Below are 19,155 nucleotides of genomic sequence, written 5' to 3' on the forward strand. Positions count from 1 at the left end.
AGGCGGACCGCGTCGTGCCGATGGTGGAACCGCCGGTCGGGCGACCGGTGCCGTCCGGGACGGCGGTGCCGCGCCGCCCGGTGCCCGTGCGATCCGCAGGACGCCCTCAGATGCCCCACGGGTCGGGGTGCGGCACGGCCGTCGGATCCTCGGACCAGAGCAGCCGGTGTCGGTGGCTCCGGGGAAGGGGTCGGCGGCGTTCACGGCGTCGTTCGGGTAACCGCGCAGCCGGGCGGCGTCCACGCCGTTCGACTCGGGCAGCGCGGGCAGCGCCGCCGAGGCCGATTCCGTACGGGTGCGTCCGCGCGGGCGGCATCGTGACGCGATGAGGGAACCGCTCCTCACCCGCACCGCTTCCGGCCGTCCCACCGTGTTGCCTCCCTCCCCGCGTTCCCCCTGCTCACGCCTTGTTTCCCAGTCGACCGTCCCGGCGGGCAACAGGAAACCCGTCGACCTCTGCCGGCAGCGGGGCAACTCTGGATCCGTCAGCAAGCGGCAGCGAAGGGGGGCCGGGCCCATGAGACGTGTACTCGTGTCCTTGTGCGCGGTCGTGGCGGCCGTCACGACGGGATGCGCCGACGGAAGCGACGGCGGCAGCGACGGCCGGGCACGACAGGATCCGCGTCCCCCGGCACTGACCTGGCAGCAGGAACTGCGCGTCGCCGACGCGCAGCAACGCCTGACCAAGCAGTGCATGGACCGCCAGGGCTTCACCTACCGGGAGGACCGCGGCCTGACGCTCCGGGAGAGCCGCCCGGTGCGCTACGTGCAGGACGACGTGGCGTGGGCCCGTACGTACGGGTACGGCGGCCGGATCGAGGCGAAGAGCCTGCGCGTCCACGAACGCAACCCCAACGGAACCTACCGCCAGAGCCTCTCCCCGGCCCGGCGCGCCGCCTTCGACGCCGCGCTCGATGGCGGCGCCGACGCCCGCATGCTCACGGCACGGCTGCCGGGCGGCGGGGAGATGCGCAAACGCGTCGGCGGCTGCACGGAGGAGGCCGAGCGCGCCCTCTACGGCGACCCGGCCGAGTGGTACCGCACCGGCAAGATCGCCACCGGCCTGAACGCCCTCTACGGGGAGGAGTTGATGAAAGACCGTCACCTGACCGCGGCGGTACGGGCCTGGTCCCGCTGCATGACGAGGGCGGGCCTGCCCCACGAGGACCCCCAGGGGGCCCGCGAAGCCGTCCGCGTCCGCACCAGCCGACTGGGCGAGGCCCGCGCCGACGAGGCGTTCGCCGCTGAGCGGAGGACCGCCGTCGCCGACGCGACCTGCGCCCGCGAGACCTCCCTGCGCGCCGTGGCCACGGCGCGGGAGACGTACTACCTGGACCGCCTGCGCGACCGGTTCGGCAAGGACATCGACACCTACCGTCACCTCGGTCAGCGGGCCCACGACCGGGCGGTGCGCATCGTTCCGGAGCGAGGCTGACCACCTCCCGCTCCTGGGCGGGCCCCGCCCCCGGTGAGGGCACGCCGGGCCACCGGCCCGGTGCGCCGGCACCGACGCACCACCGCCAACGCACCACACCACCAGAGGAAAACGAGGGGAAACAGCATGCGCAAGTTCACCGTCACGGCCGCCCTCCTCGGGCTCACCGCCCTGGGCGTCGTCGTACCCGCCACCACCTCGCAGGCGGCCGGGAACACCGTCGCCGGACCGGGCTGCGACAGCAAGTGGGGGCCGCGCAACGGCTACATGTACGCCTGGGAGAACCTGGACTGCTCGGGCGCCCAGCTGATCAGCACCGCGGGCAACAGCGACTGGTGGGTCGGCTCGCAGGACAGGGCGACGTCCGTCATGAACCGCGGCTTCACCGGAGGCCTCGACCACGTCGCGTTCTACGAGAACTCCGGCTTCGGAGGCGGCCACGCCTGCCTCGCGCCGGGCGAGCTCTACGCAGACAACCTGACCGACAACCGGTTCACCAACGGGGTCAACGCGAACGACACCATCTCCTCGCACCGGTGGGTGGCCCGCAGTGCCTGCGGGGCCTTCCTGACCTGACTTGACCCGAACCGAACGGACCTGTCCGTGCGCGCGACGGGAAGCGAACGTCCGGAACCGCCCCATGGTTCCGGACGTTCGTGTTTCGCCACACCGGGTGAAAGGTTTGGGTGCCCTTACCACCCCGGCAGTAGCCTGGACTTCCACCGTCTCACGGCCGCACCGCATGGGGGACCCCGTGGGAGATCCGCAGCACGGGCATGAAGTCGACAACGGGAACGAGCGGAATCGGGACGCGCTGACCACGCCCTCCTTCCCCGCGGAATTAAGACGACTCAGACAGGCACGCGGCCTGTCGCTGGCCGACCTGGCGCGGCAGACGCACTACAGCAAGGGGTACCTCAGCAAGATCGAGACCGGCATGAAACGGGCGACCGCCGACATCGCCCGTATCTGTGACCGAGTACTGGGCGCCGAGGGGGAGTTGCTGAGGCTCGTACAGGAGGGGCCGCCCGCCGACAGCGGGAGCGGCGCCGAGGCCGCCGTTCCCGAGCGGCAGTCCGACGGGGCGTGTCCGTACCGCGGCCTGTCGGCGTTCACCCCGCAGGACGCGGACTGGTTCTTCGGCCGCGAGCGCGCCACGGCCGCACTGGTGGAACGGGTCTTCGAACGGGTGGGAAGCGGCCCGCTGATCCTCGTCGCCCCGTCGGGCGCGGGCAAGTCGTCCCTGCTCAACGCCGGACTGGTGCCCGCCCTGCGGCGCGGCGACCTCCCCATGCCGGGCGCCGACCGGTGGCCGGTGGTGACGTTCACCCCCACCTCACGGCCCCTGGACGAACTCCTGGAGCGCACCGCGAAAGCGGTGGGCGGGGACCTCGCCGTCACCGTCGAGGAGGTGCGCGGGAATCCCGACGCGGTGCTGGACGCCGTACGCGCGATGGTGGACGACCCGCCGGCACCGCCCGGGGAACGCCGGCCCCCGCCCTGCCGGCCGGTGCTGATCGTCGACCAGTTCGAGGAGCTCTTCACCCTCTGCGGGGACGAGGAGGAGCGGCGCTCCTTCGTCCGGGTGCTCTGCGGGCTGGCGGCCCCCCGGCCGGAGGAGAGCGCACACGGCTCTGCCGTCGTGGTGCTCGGCGTCCGGGCCGACTTCACCGGCCACTGCCTGGACCTTCCCGAACTGACCCCGGTCCTCACCGACGGACTCTTCGTGCTGCCGCCCATGACCGTGGGGGAGCTGCGGGAGTCCATCACCCGGCCGGCGCAGCTCGCCGGGCTGACCCTCCAGCCGGGCCTGGTGCCCCTGCTCCTGCGCGACGCGGGACTGCGCGACGAGCAGGGCGGCCCACCGCCGGGCAGCGGGGCGGACGCCGGTTCCGGAGCCGACGTGGCCCCCTCCGGCGTGCTCCCCCTCGTCTCCCACGCCCTGCTGGCCACCTGGCAGCGGCGCGAGGGGTCCGCGCTGACCGTCGCCGGGTACGAGCGGGCCGGCGGGATCCGTGGCGCGATCGCGCGGACCGCCGAGACCGTCTTCGCCCGGCTGTACCCGGCCGAGCAGAAGACGATCCGCCGCGTCCTGTCCCGTCTGGTGTACGTCGCGGACGGCGGCGGGACGATCCGCCGCCGGACGAGCGGGGCCGCCCTCATGGAGCAGTTCGCCGACGCGGACGGTGCGGCCGCCGCGCTCGACGCCTTCGTACGGGCCCGGCTGATCACCATGGACAGCGACACCGTCGAGATCACCCACGAGGCCCTGCTGCACGCCTGGCCGCGGCTGCGGGACTGGATCCACGCCGACCGCACCGGACTGCTCCTCCACCAGCAACTCGCGCACGCCGCCGCCGAATGGGAGTGCGAAGGCCGCGACCCGTCCGCGCTGTACCGCGGCACCCGGCTGAGCACCGTGCGCTCCTGGGCCGACGAACTGGACGGCTGGAGCAGGCTCGGCCCCGGCGAGGAAGCGTTCCTCCGGGCGAGCCTGGCCGAGCAGGAGGACCATGAGAGACAGGTCAGACGGCAGGTCCGGCTCCGGCAGTCGATGCTCGCCACGCTCGTCGTCCTGCTCGGGCTCGCCCTGGCCGCCGGAGGCCTCGCCCACCAGCAGCGCGAGAACGCCCTCGACCAGGAACGCGTCGCACGTTCCCAGGCGCTCGCCGTGCGGTCCGCGTCGCTCGCCGAGGGCCAGCCGGAGGCGTCGATGCTGCTGGCCGGGGAGGCCTATCGCGCCCACGCCACCACCGAGGCGCGCGGCGCGCTGCTGAGCACGCAGTCCCAGCTCTTCTCCGGCCGGCTGAGCGGTCACCGGGGGCCGGTCAACACGGTGGTCTTCGCGCCGGACGACCGGACGCTGGCGAGCGCCAGTTCCGACGGGACGGTGACCCTGCGACGGGTGTCGGACCGCCGCACGATCGCAGTGTTCGCCGTGTCCGGGCCCGTCCGCTCGATCGCCTTCAGCCCCGACGGCCGTACCCTCGCGGCGACGTCGACGCGCGGGCCCGTGAGCCTCTGGGACATCACCGAGCGCCGCAGAAAGGCGGTGCTCGCCGACAGCACGAAGGGCGCCCGGGCGCTGTCTTTCACCCCCCGCGGGCACCGGCTCGCCGTCGCGACCGTGCGGGGGCCGATCCAGGTGTGGGACACCGCGCGCACACCCCGCCTCACCGCCTCCCTCAACGGACACAAGGGGGCGGCCAACGCTCTGGACCACTCCCGCGACGGCCGGACCCTGGTCTCCGCCGGAGCCGACCGGACCGTACGCCTCTGGGCCACCGACCGGGCCCGGCCCCTCACCGTACTGAGGGGACACACCGACGAGGTGCTGGGCGCGGTGTTCTCCCCGGACGGCCGGGAAGTGGCCTCCGGCGGCGTCGACCGGACCGTACGGCTGTGGGACGTGCGCGGCGGCCGGCTCGACGCGACGCTGACCGGCAACAGCGACGACGTCAACGCCGTCGCGTACACGCACGAGGGCGCCACGGTCGTCGGCGCGGTCGGCGACGGCACGACCACGCTGTGGGACGTCCGCAGCCGCCGGCAGACCGCCGTGCTCGCCGGCCACACCGACTACGTGATGGGGGCGGCCGTGACCTCCGACGGCACCCTGCTCGCCACGGCCGGCTTCGACCGGTCCGTGGTCCTGTGGAACCTCGGCGGACCGGTGCTGACGACCCGTCCGTTCACGGAGGTCTGGCAGGCCCGGTACAGCCCCGACGGGCGGCTGTTGGCCACCGCCGACGCCGACCACACGGTACGCCTGTGGGAGGTGGGCCGGCGCCGGCTCCTGGCGACGCTCCGGGGACACACCGAGGCGGTCCTCTCGGTGTCCTTCGCCCCCGACGGACGGATCCTTGCGTCGGCGGGCTCCGACGGCACGGTCCGGCTGTGGGACGTCGCCGCACGGGAACCGCTGGCGGCCCTGACCGGCCACACCGGGCAGGTCTTCTCCCTCGCCTTCGCCCCCGACGGCCGCAGTCTCGCCTCGGCCGGCGCCGACCGCACGGTGCGCCTGTGGGACGTGGCGAAGCGCGCGCCGCTGGCGAGGCTCAGCGGCCACCGGGACTTCGTCAACGGCGTCGCCTTCAGCCCCGACGGCCGGGTCCTGGCCAGCGCCGCCGACGACCTGACCGTACGGCTCTGGGACGTCTCCTCGCACCGCCCGCTCGGCACGTTGGAAGGTCACACCGGCGCGGTGCGCGGCGTGACCTTCGCCCCTGACGGGCGCACCCTGGCCAGCAGCGGCAACGACGGCACCGTACGGCTGTGGAACGTCCGCGAACGCCGGGCCGAGACCGTCCTGACCGGCCACACCGGCTCCACCCGGGGCATCGCCTTCGCCCCTGACGGCCGCACGCTCGCCAGCAGCGGCAACGACCGTACGGTGCGCCTGTGGGACGTCGCCGGACGGCGTCCGTGGGCGACGCTGACGGGTCACACCGACGCGGTGTGGAGCGTGACCTTCGCCCCCGGCGGGCGTACGGTGGCCAGCGCCGGCACGGACGGCACCGTACGGCTGTGGGACCTCGATCCCGGGGCCCGGCTGGCGCGGATCTGCCGGCTGCGCGCGAGCGTCGACGCGGACGCGCGCGCGAAGCTCCTGCCCGGCGTCCCCCTCTCCGACGGGGCGCCCTGCGACGGCCGGGGGTGACGGCCGATCACCTGCTCGAAGGGGGTTTCCCAGATGTTTCCCGTTGCCCGTCGGAGGGAGGCGACACCCGGATCTCGACAAGCGCGAGGCGCGGCCAGCAGGCTCCTGTACGACCACTTCCTTCACCGCCTACAGGAAACGGGGGTCCTGGCATGGTCCGCCGGACCAGTCTCATCCGCACACTGATCGCGTTACTCGCCTTCCTCTTCTGGGCGCCGGTGACCGCCGCAGCCGCGAACACCGCGACGCCCGTACAGCGCGCCTCCGCCGACACGTGCGGCGTCCTCGCTCCCGGAGCCTCCGCGGCGGCCGAACGCGCGATCGCCGCCGCCTGCGCCGAGGTCGCGGCCGGCACCTGGTACACGTGGGGCGGCGGGCACGGCGCCCAGCCGGGTCCCACGTACGGCCAGGTCGACCCGACCGACCCGGACAGCGAACACGACCCCGAACGCCTCGGCTTCGACTGCTCGGGTCTGGTCCGCCACGCGTACGCCGAGGCGGCGGGCTCCGACATCCTCAACGGCATCGCCAGCCAGCAGTACTACACGCACCGCGCCGCCGCCCGCTTCACCGCAGCCCAGGGCCTGGCCCCGCTGGTCCCGGGCGACCTGCTCGCCTGGGGAACCTCGTGGGACCTGCACCACATCGCCATCTACCTGGGCGCGGGCAAGATGGTCGAGGCCAAGGAGTCCGGCACCAGGCTCATGGTCAGCGACGTCCGCCTCAACGGCTACTTCGGCGCCGTCCGCGTCAACACCGGGCCCGTCACCGGTCACATCCACCAGACGTGGGGCACCGACGTGTGGACCAAGGCGCAACCCTCTCTCGGCGCCGCCCGCGTCTACGCCTTCCCGTACTCCACCACCATCCGCGTCCAGTGCCAGAAGCACGCCGAGCGGGTCACCTCCGACGGCTACACCAACGACGTGTGGTCGTACCTGCCGGACTACAAGGCGTGGGTGACCAACATCTACATCAAGGGCCCGGCGTGGCTCGACGGTGTGCCCGACTGCGGGACGACGGTGCCGCCGACGCCGTGACGCGCCGGCGCCGGGAGCCGGTCCGAAACGGACGGTGTCCGTACAGGAGCACCGTCGGCGGGGGCGCCCCTCCTGCAGATGTCCACGGCACCCTCTCCACTGATGGATCCACCCGGGAGGAGGCCTGGGGGCGGTTCCGCAAGACGCTCCAGCCGGACAAGCTGGACCGCGCCCCAGTGCCGTGTGTCACGATGCGCTGCGCCAACGCCCGCACCGGCAGCGCCAGCAGGGGCGATGCCCGGCTCGAGTTCGTCGAGGCGCTGCTGGTCGCGCTTGAGCGCGCAGGTGAAGTTCTCGAACAGGTTGCCGGGGTCGGTCCGGGCGTGCTCGACGGCCTGCAGGACGACGACCCGCCGCTTCAACGCAATGGCCGGGGCGGCGAGTTCGAGGTGGGCGCGGAAGATGCCGCCATGGTCGTCGATGCCGGGGAACGACTTGGTCAGCGTGCCGAGATCGACGGCCTTGCCCTCGGGCAGCTTGTCGAGGGCGCTCTGCCACTGGGCAAGGCGGCGGTCGGCGGCACCCAGCGCCGAGTTGATGGCGTGCACTGCCGAATCCAGACCCAGCAAGACTCCGGGCCTGCCCTGGTCGAACAGGATGGCGGTGGCTTTGTCGATGGCGTCGCGGCAGCCGTCGAGTCCGCTCTGCTCGTCCACGAGTTTCTGCTTGCGCAGTTGCTCCAGCAGTTCTGTATGTGCTCGATGGCCTGCTGACGTTTGCTGTCGGCATGCGCGCTCACCCCCACCGCTACGGCCATGAGGACGAGCGGCGCGGCAACGGTGAGCACCGCACTGCCGCCGACCGCCACACGGGCTGAGGAGTCCGCGCAGCGTGCGTGCCTCCGCCGGAAGCGCCGCCGGGAAGGCGGCCCATCCGGTGAAGGCCGGTTCGTGCGGCAGGCCGACGAGGCCGGTGATCGCGTCCCGGAAGGCGCTCCAGTTGCGGCCGTGGAAGTCGGGGCCGTCGGCTCCGCGTCGTGCGTCTCGTCGGCCGTCCTCAGTCCGCCTGCGCGGCGCGGTACCGCACCGGCCGGTCCTCCACCTTCACCAGCAGCCCCTCGCTCGCGAGGTCGCGCAGGATCCGGCGGGTGTGCTTCTCCTGCGGATCGTGCCCGGCGTCGCGCAGCACGCGCAGGCCGCGCTCGGTGTCCCAGCAGCCGCCGTACGTACGCACGGCCTTCTCGAGGTCGGCGCGCTGGTTGGAGGCCGATTCGGTCATTCTGCTGCTCCTCGGGCCCGTTCGGCGGCAGTGGTCGAGTGCACCTTCTTCGTGTGGTGGGCGATGCTCGCCGGTGCGCCGACGTAGTCGCACGCAGAGCACTTCCGCCACACACCCTCGGACACGGCGCGGGCGCTCACCGAGTGCCCGGGGCCGTACCCGTGTCCGTGCAGCAACTGGGCCACGGAAGAACCGTATTCGACCGCGAGCAGTGCCGCCTCCGCCACCTTGTCGTGACCGGGGGCGAAGAACGATCCGGTTCCGACCTTCTTGGCGCAGCCGCACCAGCAGGTGCCGGTCGGAGTGAGGTGGGGAAGAGACTTCGTCGTCATGCCGTCACAGTAGATCAACGGACGTGACGGGTCGGGGTCTTCGCCGTGTTCGGTGCCCTCCCCGAGCCGCCGCGAAGAACACCGGCACGGGACTCGTAGCCTTCTGACCATGGCCGACGTCTACGAACTCCAGCTCACGCTCGACCTTCCGGGCTCGCTCCCGCCGCAGGACCTCGCCCTGCTCCGCTGGCACCTGGGGGAGGAGGGCGGCCGACAGGACGACGGTTACGAGTACCCCCTCTGGAAGGACCGGGGGCCGGCGCTGCGGATCGGGGGCGCACTGGTCGGGGAACTGTGCTCCGACGGTCCGGAGTGGGCGCTGACCGTGCGGCAGGAGGCGCATCCCGACGAGTTCGACGACCTGCGCAGGATGGTGCTGTGGCTCGGCGCGCGGACGACGACCGTGGGCACCGTCGGGTACCTCCGCTTCCACGAGTCCCACCTCCCCGACGTGCTGGTCGCGGAGTCGGGAGTCGTCCGCAGCGCGATCCTGCGGGTGGAGAAGGTCCTCGAGTCGGCGACCGAGGTGATCCCCGACCCCTACGCGTGAACCGCGGCCGCTCGGGAGCCTCCCTTCCGCGCCGTCGAGGCACCGTTCGTCTCCGGCCGTGACGGTCGGTCCCGTTCGGCCGTTAGCCCGCCCGGGGCACCCGGATCACCCGGTCGCGACGGTGGCAGTGCGTCCCGTGGCCGTCGACCGCACGATGGGCCGTGTTGCCGACCGGTACCGGTCGGACGCGAAGGAGGCCCCGCGATGGGCGAGCTGTACATCGACGGCGAGTGGACCGGGGCGGCGGCCGGCGGACGGCGCGAGGTGGTCAACCCGTACGACGCGTCCGTCGTCACCACCGTCGACGAGGCGGACGCCACCGACGTGGACCGCGCGGTGCGCGCCGCCCGGCGCGCCTTCGACGAGGAGGACTGGGCGAACGCCCCCACCCGTCGACGCGCCGATCTCCTGCTGCGCGTCCACGACCTGCTGCTGCGCGACAGGGACGAGATCGCCCGCACCGAGACCCTCGACACCGGCAAGACGCTGACCGAGGCCCGCATCGACGTGGAGGACGTGGCGAACGCCTTCCGCTACTTCGCGGAACTCGCGGGCAAGGACGGCGGCCGTGTCGTGGACGTCGGCCCGGACGTCCTCAGCCGCGTCGTCTACCAGCCGATCGGGGTGTGCGCGCTCATCGCCCCCTGGAACTACCCGCTGCTGCAGGCGTCGTGGAAGGTGGCGCCGGCGCTGGCCGCCGGCAACACCTTCGTCCTCAAACCCAGCGAGACCACACCGCTCACCACGATCGCCATGATCCGGCTGATCGAGGAGGCCGGCGCCCCGCCCGGCGTCGCCAACCTGGTGCTGGGCTCCGGAGCGACGGTCGGCGCGGCCCTGACGTCCCACCCCGAGGTCGACCTGGTCTCCTTCACCGGAGGCCTGACCACCGGACGCACCATCATGGCCGCCGCCGCCGAGGGGCCGAAGAACATCGCCCTGGAACTGGGCGGCAAGAACCCCAACATCGTCTTCGAGGACGCCGACTTCGCCGCCGCCGTCGACTACGCGCTGGACGCCGCCTTCCTGCACGCCGGACAGGTCTGCTCCGCCGGCTCGCGCCTGCTGGTCCAGGACTCCCTGCACGACCGGTTCGTCGACGCCCTCGCCGAACGCGCCCGGGCGATCCGTCTGGGCAACGGCATGGACGAGGGCACGGAGAGCGGCCCGCTCAGCTCCGCCGAGCACCGGGACAAGGTCGAACGCCACATCGCCGTCGCACGGGAGGAGGGCGCCCGGCTCGTTACCGGCGGCACCCGCCCGGACGACCCGGAGCTGAGCCGCGGCTACTTCCTGCTGCCGACGATCTTCGCCGACTGCGACCGGTCCATGCGCATCGTGCAGGAGGAGGTCTTTGGACCGGTGGTCACCGTCGAGCGGTTCCGCACCGAGGACGAGGCGGTGGAACTGGCCAACGGCACCCGCTACGGCCTGGCCGGCGGGGTGTGGACCTCCGACGCGAGCCGGGCCCAGCGCGTCGCCCAGCGGCTGCGGCACGGCACCGTGTGGATCAACGACTTCCACCCCTACGTGCCCCAGGCCGAGTGGGGCGGCTTCGGCCGCTCCGGCGTCGGGCGCGAGCTGGGCCCCACGGGCCTGCGCGAGTACCAGGAGGCCAAGCACATCTACCAGAACCTCGCTCCGGCACCCTCCGGCTGGTTCAAGGGCTGACCGGGCGCGGCGCACCCACCGCCACCCACCGCCCACCGTCGCATCCGACGGCACGGAAGAAAGACACCCCATGGCCTCCACCACCCCGCACGGCGCCGAGTCCTCCTACGACTACGTCATCGTCGGCGGCGGCACCGCCGGCTGCGTCCTCGCCGCCCGCCTGAGCGAGGACCCCGACTGCCGCGTCTGCGTCGTCGAGGGCGGCCCCAGCGACGTCGGCGACGAGCGCATCCTGCGCCTGCGCAACTGGATCAACCTGCTCGGCTCGGAGTTCGACTACGGCTACACCACCGTCGAGCAGCCGCGCGGCAACTCCCACATCCTGCACTCGCGGGCCCGCGTGCTCGGCGGCTGCTCCTCCCACAACACGCTGATCAGCTTCCTGCCGCTGCCGCAGGACCTCGACGACTGGGTGGCCGCCGGCTGCACCGGCTGGGACCCGGCGACGATCCTCCCCTACCGCGACCGGCTGCTCACCAAGATCGTCCCAGTGGCCGAGGCCGACCGCAATCCCATAGCCAGGGACTTCGTCACCGCCGCCTCCCGTGCCACCGGCGTCCCCGTCGTCGACGACTTCAACGCCGAACCCTTCGCCGACGGCACCGGCTTCTTCTCCCTGGCCTACGAGCCGGAGGGCAACCTGCGTTCCTCCGCGTCCGTCGCCTACCTCCACCCCGTCCTGGACCGCCCCAACCTCACCCTCCTCCTGGAGACCTGGGCGCACCGGCTGCTCCCCGACGCGTCGGGGAGGCCGACCCGCGTCGCCGTCCGCGGCGCCGACGGAGAACCCGCCACCGTGCGCGCCGAACGCGAACTCCTGCTGTGCGCCGGTGCCATCGACACCCCGCGCCTGCTGATGCTGTCCGGCATCGGCCCGGTCGACGACCTGCGCCGCCTGGGCATCGACGTACAGGTCGACCTGCCCGGCGTGGGGGAGAACCTGCTGGACCACCCCGAGTCCGTGATGGTCTGGGAGACCGACCGCCCGCTGCCGCCCAACTCCGCAATGGACTCCGACGCCGGCCTGTTCCTGCGCCTCGACAAAGGGCAGCCGCGCCCGGACCTGATGTTCCACTTCTACCAGGTGCCGTTCACCGTCAACACCGAACGCCTGGGCTACCCCGTCCCGGAGCACGGGGTGTGCATGACGCCGAACGTGCCGCGGGCCCGCTCCGTCGGCCGCATGTGGCTGCGCAGTTCCGACCCGGCCGAACATCCCGCCCTGGACTTCCGGTACTTCACCGACCCCGACGGCCACGACGAGCGCACCATCGTCGAAGGGCTCAAGCTGGCCCGGGAGATCGCCGCGACCGATCCCCTGAACGGCTGGCTCGTCCGCGAGGTCGCGCCCGGCCCGGACGTCACCTCCGACGCCGACCTGTCCGAGTACGGGCGCCGCGCGGCCCACACCGTCTACCACCCCGCGGGCACCTGCCGCATGGGCGCGGCGGACGACCCGATGGCCGTCTGCGACCCGCAGTTGAGACTGCGCGGCGTCGACGGCGTGCGCGTCGTCGACGCGTCGGTGTTCCCGACGATGCCCACGATCAACCCCATGGTGACCGTCCTGCTCGCCGCCGAACGCGCCGCCGACCTGATCACCGGCGGCCCCGGGCCCACCGGCCGGACGGCGGCACGGTGACCCGCCCGCGGCCTCCCGCGGTCCGACCGCCGCGCGCGTGCCCGTGAGCGACCGCCCGAAGGGCGACACGTCCGGTCGGCCCCGGCCGGGGGCACCGGGCCACCAGGACCCTGCCCCGTCCCCCGCACCCCGGGCGTCCGCACGATGACAAGAGGCCTCCCGCACTCCGCCGGCCGCGGCAACTGCCGCCGGCCGCCCACGTACTGACCCTCAGCGAAGGAGGAACACGAGCGTGCCGACCGCTGGAGAGAAGGGCCCCGGAACGGCCCCGGAGGGGACGCAGCCCGAGGACGCGCCGACGGGCCCGGTCCGGTTCAAACCCGTGGTCTTCTTCGGGGCGGCCCTCCTCGTCCTCGCGATCTCGACCTGGGCGATCATCACCCCCACCGGTGCGGAGGAGGCCATCGGAGTGGCGGTCGGGAAGATCTCCCACTGGTTCGGCTGGTACTACTTCCTCGCCGCGAGCCTGTACCTGCTGTTCGTCGTCTTCATCGCCGTGTCCAAGTACGGCACGGTCAAGCTGGGACCCAAGCACTCCAAGCCCGACTACGGCCTCTTCACCTGGGGCGCGATGCTGTTCGCGGCGGGCATCGGCATCGACCTGATGTTCTTCTCGGTCTCCGGGCCCGTCAGCCACTACCTCGCGCCGCCGCAGGGCGACCCGCAGACGCTGGAGGCCGCCCGGCAGGCCGTGGTGTGGACCCTGTTCCACTACGGCCTCACCGGGTGGGGCATGTACGCGCTGATGGGCATGGCACTCGGCTACTTCTCCTTCCGGTACCGGCTGCCGCTCGCGATCCGCTCCGCGCTCTACCCGATCATCGGCCACCGGATCCACGGACGGATCGGTGACACCGTCGACCTGGCGGCCGTCATCGGCACCGTGTTCGGCATCGGCGTGACGCTCGGCATCGGCGTGGTGCAGCTGAACTACGGACTGAAGGTCCTCTTCGGCGTGCCGGAAGGGCTTTCCGCGCAGATCGCCCTGATCGTCGTCGCGGTGGCGATGGCCACCGCGTCCGCGGCGTCCGGCGTGGACAAGGGCATCCGTCGGCTGTCGCAGCTCAACATCCTCCTCGCGACCCTGCTGATGCTCTACATCCTGGTCGTCGGCGAACCGTTCCGGTTGCTCAACGCCGTGGTCCAGAACATCGGGGACTTCGTCAGCCGTTTCCCGTCGATGACCCTGAACACCTTCGCCTACGACCGGCCCACCGAGTGGCTGGACGCGTGGACGCTCTTCTTCTGGGCCTGGTGGATCGCCTGGGCACCCTTCGTCGGGCTGTTCCTGGCCCGCATCTCCCGCGGCCGCACCCTGCGCGAGTTCATCGCGGCGACGCTGGTCATCCCGTTCCTCTTCACCGGTCTCTTCCTGGCGATCTTCGGCAACAGCGCCCTGTTCCTGGTGCGCGACGGGAACACCGGGTTCGGCGAAACGGCCATGAACGTCCCCGAGCAGGGCTTCTACAACCTGCTGGCCGAGTACCCGGGGTTCATGTTCAGCGCCGGACTCGCGACGTTCGTCGGGCTGCTGCTGTACGTCACCTCCGCGGACTCCGGTGCCCTGGTCATGGGCAACCTCAGCGCGGACCTGCCCACCCCGATGACCGACGCGCCCTCGTGGCTGCGCATCTTCTGGGCGGTGGCGACGGGGCTGCTCACCCTCGCCATGCTCATCGTGGGCGGTGTGCAGGCGCTCACCAACGCCACCATCATCATGGGGCTGCCCTTCTCCTTCGTCATGTTCCTGATCATGGCCGGGCTCTACCTGGCGCTGCGCACCGAACGGATGAGGGTGGAGGCGAGGGCCACCACGCTGCCCGGGGCGCTCTCCGGACGCATGGCGCAGCACGGCCTGCCGGGGGCGCCCAACTGGCGGCGCCGGCTGGCCCGGACGATGGCGTTCCCCGGCAGGCGGGCGGCCGAGAGGTTCGTCGACCAGGTGTGCCGCCCCGCCTTCCAGGAGGTCGCCGAGGAGCTGCGACAGCAAGGAGCGGAGGCGGAGGTCCTGGAAGGCACCGTCGAGGAGAACGGCCTTCCCCACGTCGGCCTGCGGGTACCGATCGGCCCCGGCGACGCGTTCCTCTACGAGGTCTGGCCCGTCGAGCTGCCGACCCCCGCGTTCGCCACCCGGTCGGTCAGCACGCACGACACCTACGTACGTTTCGAGGTCCGGCTCACCGAGGGCAACCAGGACTACGACGTGATGGGCTACACCAAGGAACAGCTCATCGCCGACAGCCTTGACCAGTACGAGCGGCACCTGGAGTTCCTGCGGGTGCGCCACGAGGCGGCCACCCGCTCGAACCTTCCCGACCACCGCCCGGACGCGCCGCACGCACACCGGCCGGAGGAGTAGGCCCTGGTGGGCGAGGCGATGGGCTGTCGGGGGCTCAGGCGGCGGCGAGGCCTGCCCCGACCAGCGGGGCCGTGGGCCGGCGCAGGGTCCCCTGCGTGCTGCGGTGGTTCTCGCACAGCTTCACCGACCGCCCGGTCACCTTGGTGCCGAGCGACTTCAGGGACACGTTCGCGTCGTAGGCGCGCTGGTGCGGGCCGCCCGCGATGAACAGGTCGTCCGGGCGGGCGGGGACGGCCGCGCGCGGCAGCCGCCACTGCGCCCGGCTCGGGTTCCCACCGGCGCCTTGGACCACGCGGCCCGGACGGATCCCGCCGTGCCGGACGGAGGACCATGGACAGGCCGCGTGCCTCCGCCGCCCTCAGCAGTCGGCGACCGGGTGAGCCGCACACGCGCGGACTGCCGCCCGACCGCCACCGTCGTCTCACGCCCGAGCGGACACGCCGCCGTCCGGCACCGGCCGGGTGAGGTCGGGATCGCCGAACTCCGCGCGCAGGGCCTGGAAAGCGGTCACCTTGTCCTCGCCGAAGCGGCGGACCTGGGCGGCGTACGCGTCGGGGGAGAGGAACGCCGACGGCCGGGACTTGCTGTGGAACTTGTCCGCGTACATCACCAGCCTCTCCTCCGCCGTCTCCGCCAGGTAATCGGCGGGGGGCAGCGGGAGACCCTGGCGCAGGACGTCGTCCGTGGTGACCCCCACTCCGGTGTGGTGGGAGCAGAACCGGCACAGGGCCTCGGGGAAGCCCTCCTCCTCGAGGATCTCCTGGCCGAGCAGTCCGTGCCGGATGTAGTTCCCGTGGTCCAGCCGCCCGTCGTCCCCGTAGAGGCGGTAGACGCCGATGTCGTGGAGGAGGCAGCCGGCACGGACCAGTTCGGCGTCGACGTCGGGGCGCGAGGCCGAGATGAGCTGTTCGGCGATGCTCCAGACGATCTCGCAGTGCGTGTGGACGAGTGCGAACGCCTCGGCGGTGGGCGCGTACTTCTCGTGCAGTGCACGGATCTCACCGGGTCCCGGAATCCTCATCCCGGGAGCGTAACAACCGCCGATCGGCGTCCCGGTCCGGTTCCCGGGCCGGGGTGCCGACCGAGGGACGAGCCGACCGAAGAAGCGCAGGATGCGCCGTTGTCCGCCGCCGAGCCCGGGGAACGGCGGCAGCGCGCCGGCCGTGGCGCCGGTGTCGTGGAAGGCCGCACGCACCACGTGCTCCGCCAGGCCGGCGATCTTCCGGTCGGGCGGCCCCGCCCCGGTCGCCGCTCACCCGATCGCACACTCCTCCACGTCGAGCGGCTCGGTGCTGCCGGCCGGTCTGCTGCACAGCACCTCCGCCTCGGAGACGCCCTCCGCGGTTCTCCGGACCCGTTTGAGCACGATGCTGTGGCCGTGCCGTTCGCCGTACAGGGGCGCGTCGGTGAAATCGATCGTTCCGGTGGCCATCCCGTCGAGCTTGACGCTTCGGAGGTTGACCCAGGTGGCCGCGCGGCTCTGGCGTACGTCTCCGAGGCTGGCCGCCCAGTACAGCGCACGCGTGGCGTCGTGGGAGAGGGCCGTCTGCCCGCTGGCGAAGTCGGCGGCGTCGTACGTGGCCTTCCCGCCCTCCAGCCAGGGGAGGTACTTGACGGCGTCCTCGTAGAAGGCGGTGCCGGACGCGGCCTCCCTCAGCTCCGCCAGGGCCGCGTGGTAGAGCGTGATCCGCGGGGCCACGCCGTCGCGGCCGCCCGTGCCGGAGAACCTGGCCTTGCTCAGGTCGTCGCCCGTGAGGATCGAGATCTGCCTGTTCGCGCATCCCGGTTCGGTGCTCAGCTGGGTCATCAGCGGTCCGATGTCCTCGACCCGCCCGGCGAAGTAGATCACCGAGGGGACGCTCTCCCCCCGGCAGATGCTCTCCGCGTGCAGCCGCAGTTCGGGCTTGCCGTTCGCCACCCGGTAGCTCTGTGCGGGCAGCAGCCGGAAGCCCTCCCGCTTCAGCATCTCCCCGCCGTAGAGGGCCTGTTCGCTGGTGTAACGGTCCTGTGACTCCTTGGTGTCGCGGGTCAGCACCAGCGCGTGCTGGGTCCTGCCCCGGGTGCGCAGCTGCCGGGCGACGAGACCGAGCGCCTTCGCCTGGTGTTCGTCGGGGGCCGCGAGGCTGAACCAGTTGGAGAACTCCTTCGGCAGGTAGGTCGCCGAGTTGGTGCCGGAGACGACGGGCAGCCCCGCCGCGTGGAGCCGGCGCGTGACGTCGGGGCTGCTCTGCAGGTCACGGCCGAAGCCGACGACGCCGACGACGGTCGGGTCGCGGTCGGCGTACTCGGCGATCGCGTCGGCCGTGACGCGCTGGTGCCCCATGTCCGCGCCGCCGTTGGCGAGCAGCACGCGCAGTTTCACCGTGTAGTTCTCGTTGACGACGCGCTGGGCGAGGTACACACCGGCCAGTTCCTCGGCACCCTTGACCAGTGAGGGGTCCACCGGGGAGGAGCTCAGCGGGCCCGCGTACACCACCGTGACGTAGGTGCCGGGGTGGTCGCGCAGCACCTCGGCGTTCTCGGTGCGCACCAGCTTCTCCAGCTCGCGCAGCCTCTCGCTCTCCCCGTCGGCCTCGCCCCGCAGGTGCGCGCCGAACCGGACGTCTCCGGTGGCTATCCCGACGCACTCCGTGCCGCCGCCGGGCGCGGGCCGCCGTTCGGTGTCGCGGTCGGCGGTGAGCAGGCCCGCCGAGCAGTACGTCCGGTGCAGCTCGCGGGAGTGGACGACGCCCGCGGTGACGGCGAGGACCAGGACGAGGAGCAGGCTGTACGCCGACCACACCACGCGGGCCAGGGGCGGCCGGTGCCTGGCCCTGACGCACCGCCAGTCCGTCTGCCGCAGCTGCACCAGCTCCTCACGGGGCAGCGGGACCCTGAGCACCCAGGGCAGGGCGTTCGTTCTGCTCGGCGACTGGTCGGCTCGGAGGTTCCCGGCCCATTCGTCGTACCAGTGCCGTAACCGCTGCTGGAGGCGCGAGGGCCGGGGCTGTGGCCGGGTGTCCGGCGGATCCCCGTCCGCACTCCGGTCGAGCAGCGCCGCGTCGCCCGCCGCCACACCCGCCACGATCAGCAGCGGGTCGAGTTCGCTGCGCCGGCTGCGGACGTCGCTGACCGCCCTGATCAGTTCGATGCCCCCGTTCTCCCGGCCTATCCGGTGCAGGAACAGCACCGGCGGACGCGTCCGCTTGAACCCCCGCAGGTCCCAGCTGCCGCGCCGGTGGTTGTCCCGCAGGTCCTCGAAGAGCGCCAGTACGTACAACTGGAGGGGGAACGGGCCGCCCTCCCGCATGGCCTCGGCCACGTCGTAGGCGCGGGCCGCTATGGCTCTCCAGGAGCGGACGGGCCGCAGCAGCCGCACGCTGGTGGACTGGCGGCGGGCGGCGGACTGGAGGAACGTCGTGGTCAGGAACCACCGGCTCTCCCTGCGCAGCCACAGGAAGAGGGGCGCGCGTCCGGGGACGTGGTTCAGTACGGCGAGCAGGATCATCAGCCCGATGCCCGCCAGCGCGGCGATGTACCACTCGGGGCGGGTGAGCAGTGCGGTGAAGGCACCCAGAACGCCCATGGGGAGGAACTGCTGCACATCGGTGAGCAGCATCTGCGGGTGGCGGCGCGAGGGCCTGCGGGGACGCCAGCGCTGCCGGGCCAGGAGGCGCAGCAGATGTGTCTGGGCCTGCTCCCGCTGGGCGTTCCCGTCCGGAGTGCCGGCGGGGGCGGTCGGCCAGTGCTCGCGCATCTCCGGATCGTCGGTGGCCTCCTGGAGAGCGCGGACGAGGCCGAGGCGGGGGAAGGCGTAGGGCCGGTAGGCGGCGGACCGGTCGCCCCACTTCCTGGAGTCGCCGAGATCGCGCAGGAGCCGCGTGGCCCGGGCCGTGGGGTCGAGGTCCCCCGGCTGCGGCTCGGTCGGGGCGACGGCCAGGCGCGTACCGTGACGCTGCTGGCCTTCGCGCAGCTCGTCGACGAGTTCGGTGACGCGGTCGTCGTCGGCGGGGTCCTCGGCGTGCAGCACGATGACCGGCATCGGGGGATCGCTGGTCCGGAAGTCCTGGATCAGGGACTCCAGCTGTCGCTGGACGTCGATCCCCGCCTCGGTCGACATGCCCGGGTGACCGCCCGAACAGTCCTGAGGGAAGCTCTGGTCACGGCCGTGCATGGACACCCCCCGTGGTCGTAAGACACATGTGTCGCAAGCGCTTTGTGAGGATAACGCTTGCCCCTGACAACCGCTCCCGGCGGAACGACGGTCCG

At 72.4% G+C, this 19,155-nt stretch carries 12 protein-coding genes and 2 pseudogenes; 8 read left to right on the forward strand and 6 right to left on the reverse strand.

The genetic code is table 11. From position 1 onward, the window contains the following. Positions 1-517: 517 nt before the first annotated feature. The 4 genes from RIM90_RS14120 to RIM90_RS14135 all read left to right on the forward strand — a co-directional run bounded on the left by RIM90_RS14120 (position 518) and on the right by RIM90_RS14135 (position 7,135). Positions 518-1,435 carry a hypothetical protein gene (locus tag RIM90_RS14120; protein ID WP_309061030.1) on the forward strand — a complete coding sequence of 306 codons (918 nt, stop codon included), beginning with the start codon at positions 518-520 and terminating at the stop codon, positions 1,433-1,435. A gap of 126 nt (positions 1,436-1,561) precedes the next feature. Further along, complete coding sequence (locus RIM90_RS14125; RefSeq protein ID WP_309061031.1) at positions 1,562-2,011, forward strand: peptidase inhibitor family I36 protein; 450 nt, start codon at positions 1,562-1,564, stop codon at positions 2,009-2,011. Between the two features lie 178 nt (positions 2,012-2,189). After that, positions 2,190-6,095, forward strand: coding sequence for a helix-turn-helix domain-containing protein (locus RIM90_RS14130; RefSeq protein WP_309061032.1), 3,906 nt, complete (start codon positions 2,190-2,192; stop codon positions 6,093-6,095). Between the two features lie 152 nt (positions 6,096-6,247). Next, complete coding sequence (locus tag RIM90_RS14135) at positions 6,248-7,135, forward strand: NlpC/P60 family protein (RefSeq protein ID WP_309061033.1); 888 nt, start codon at positions 6,248-6,250, stop codon at positions 7,133-7,135. A 230-nt stretch (positions 7,136-7,365) separates the two neighbouring features. Here the strand turns inward: RIM90_RS14135 and RIM90_RS14140 are convergent. The 3 genes and pseudogenes from RIM90_RS14140 to RIM90_RS14150 form a co-directional block, all read right to left on the reverse strand. After that, positions 7,366-7,949, reverse strand: a pseudogene (locus RIM90_RS14140) (hypothetical protein); the annotation flags it as partial. A 182-nt stretch (positions 7,950-8,131) separates the two neighbouring features. Beyond that, on the reverse strand, positions 8,132-8,353 hold the full coding sequence (locus RIM90_RS14145; RefSeq protein WP_309061034.1) for a hypothetical protein: 222 nt from the start codon (positions 8,351-8,353) through the stop codon (positions 8,132-8,134). Further along, a complete protein-coding gene (locus RIM90_RS14150; RefSeq protein WP_309061035.1) occupies positions 8,350-8,685 on the reverse strand; it encodes a hypothetical protein in 336 nt (111 codons plus the stop codon). The genes RIM90_RS14145 and RIM90_RS14150 overlap by 4 nt, the downstream gene beginning before the upstream one ends. A gap of 109 nt (positions 8,686-8,794) precedes the next feature. On the opposite strand from RIM90_RS14150, the gene RIM90_RS14155 reads away from it, so the two are divergent. The 4 genes from RIM90_RS14155 to betT all read left to right on the forward strand — a co-directional run bounded on the left by RIM90_RS14155 (position 8,795) and on the right by betT (position 14,907). Then, complete coding sequence (locus RIM90_RS14155) at positions 8,795-9,235, forward strand: hypothetical protein (RefSeq protein WP_309061036.1); 441 nt, start codon at positions 8,795-8,797, stop codon at positions 9,233-9,235. Between the two features lie 204 nt (positions 9,236-9,439). Next, positions 9,440-10,906 carry an aldehyde dehydrogenase family protein gene (locus RIM90_RS14160; protein ID WP_309061037.1) on the forward strand — a complete coding sequence of 489 codons (1,467 nt, stop codon included), beginning with the start codon at positions 9,440-9,442 and terminating at the stop codon, positions 10,904-10,906. A 70-nt stretch (positions 10,907-10,976) separates the two neighbouring features. Further along, entirely contained in the window at positions 10,977-12,548 is a 1,572-nt protein-coding gene (locus tag RIM90_RS14165) for a GMC oxidoreductase (RefSeq protein ID WP_309061038.1), read from the forward strand. A gap of 232 nt (positions 12,549-12,780) precedes the next feature. Continuing rightward, positions 12,781-14,907, forward strand: a complete 2,127-nt coding sequence (gene betT / locus RIM90_RS14170; RefSeq protein ID WP_309061039.1) for a choline BCCT transporter BetT — start codon at positions 12,781-12,783, stop codon at positions 14,905-14,907. A 43-nt stretch (positions 14,908-14,950) separates the two neighbouring features. On the opposite strand, the pseudogene RIM90_RS14175 reads toward betT, so the two are convergent. The 3 genes and pseudogenes from RIM90_RS14175 to RIM90_RS14185 all read right to left on the reverse strand — a co-directional run. After that, positions 14,951-15,166 (reverse strand): annotated as a pseudogene (locus RIM90_RS14175) (DNA helicase UvrD); the annotation flags it as partial. A 162-nt stretch (positions 15,167-15,328) separates the two neighbouring features. Then, on the reverse strand, positions 15,329-15,928 hold the full coding sequence (locus RIM90_RS14180) for an HD domain-containing protein (protein ID WP_309061040.1): 600 nt from the start codon (positions 15,926-15,928) through the stop codon (positions 15,329-15,331). Positions 15,929-16,159: 231 nt separating this feature from the next. After that, on the reverse strand, positions 16,160-19,006 hold the full coding sequence (locus tag RIM90_RS14185) for an ABC transporter substrate-binding protein (RefSeq protein ID WP_309061041.1): 2,847 nt from the start codon (positions 19,004-19,006) through the stop codon (positions 16,160-16,162). Positions 19,007-19,155 lie beyond the last annotated feature (149 nt).

Origin of the sequence: Streptomyces sp., from assembly GCF_031181555.1 — a bacterium.
Lineage (GTDB): Bacteria > Actinomycetota > Actinomycetes > Streptomycetales > Streptomycetaceae > Streptomyces > Streptomyces fimbriatus.

Bases quoted from the DNA above. Each gene is read 5' to 3' on its own strand.
- RIM90_RS14155 (WP_309061036.1), top strand. From the start codon at position 8,795: ATGGCCGACGTCTACGAACTCCAGCTCACGCTCGACCTTCCGGGCTCG.
- RIM90_RS14135 (WP_309061033.1), top strand. From the start codon at position 6,248: ATGGTCCGCCGGACCAGTCTCATCCGCACACTGATCGCGTTACTCGCC.
- RIM90_RS14180 (WP_309061040.1), bottom strand. From the start codon at position 15,928: ATGAGGATTCCGGGACCCGGTGAGATCCGTGCACTGCACGAGAAGTAC.
- RIM90_RS14185 (WP_309061041.1), bottom strand. From the start codon at position 19,006: ATGTCGACCGAGGCGGGGATCGACGTCCAGCGACAGCTGGAGTCCCTG.
- RIM90_RS14165 (WP_309061038.1), top strand. From the start codon at position 10,977: ATGGCCTCCACCACCCCGCACGGCGCCGAGTCCTCCTACGACTACGTC.
- RIM90_RS14150 (WP_309061035.1), bottom strand. From the start codon at position 8,685: ATGACGACGAAGTCTCTTCCCCACCTCACTCCGACCGGCACCTGCTGG.
- RIM90_RS14145 (WP_309061034.1), bottom strand. From the start codon at position 8,353: ATGACCGAATCGGCCTCCAACCAGCGCGCCGACCTCGAGAAGGCCGTG.
- RIM90_RS14120 (WP_309061030.1), top strand. From the start codon at position 518: ATGAGACGTGTACTCGTGTCCTTGTGCGCGGTCGTGGCGGCCGTCACG.
- RIM90_RS14160 (WP_309061037.1), top strand. From the start codon at position 9,440: ATGGGCGAGCTGTACATCGACGGCGAGTGGACCGGGGCGGCGGCCGGC.
- RIM90_RS14125 (WP_309061031.1), top strand. From the start codon at position 1,562: ATGCGCAAGTTCACCGTCACGGCCGCCCTCCTCGGGCTCACCGCCCTG.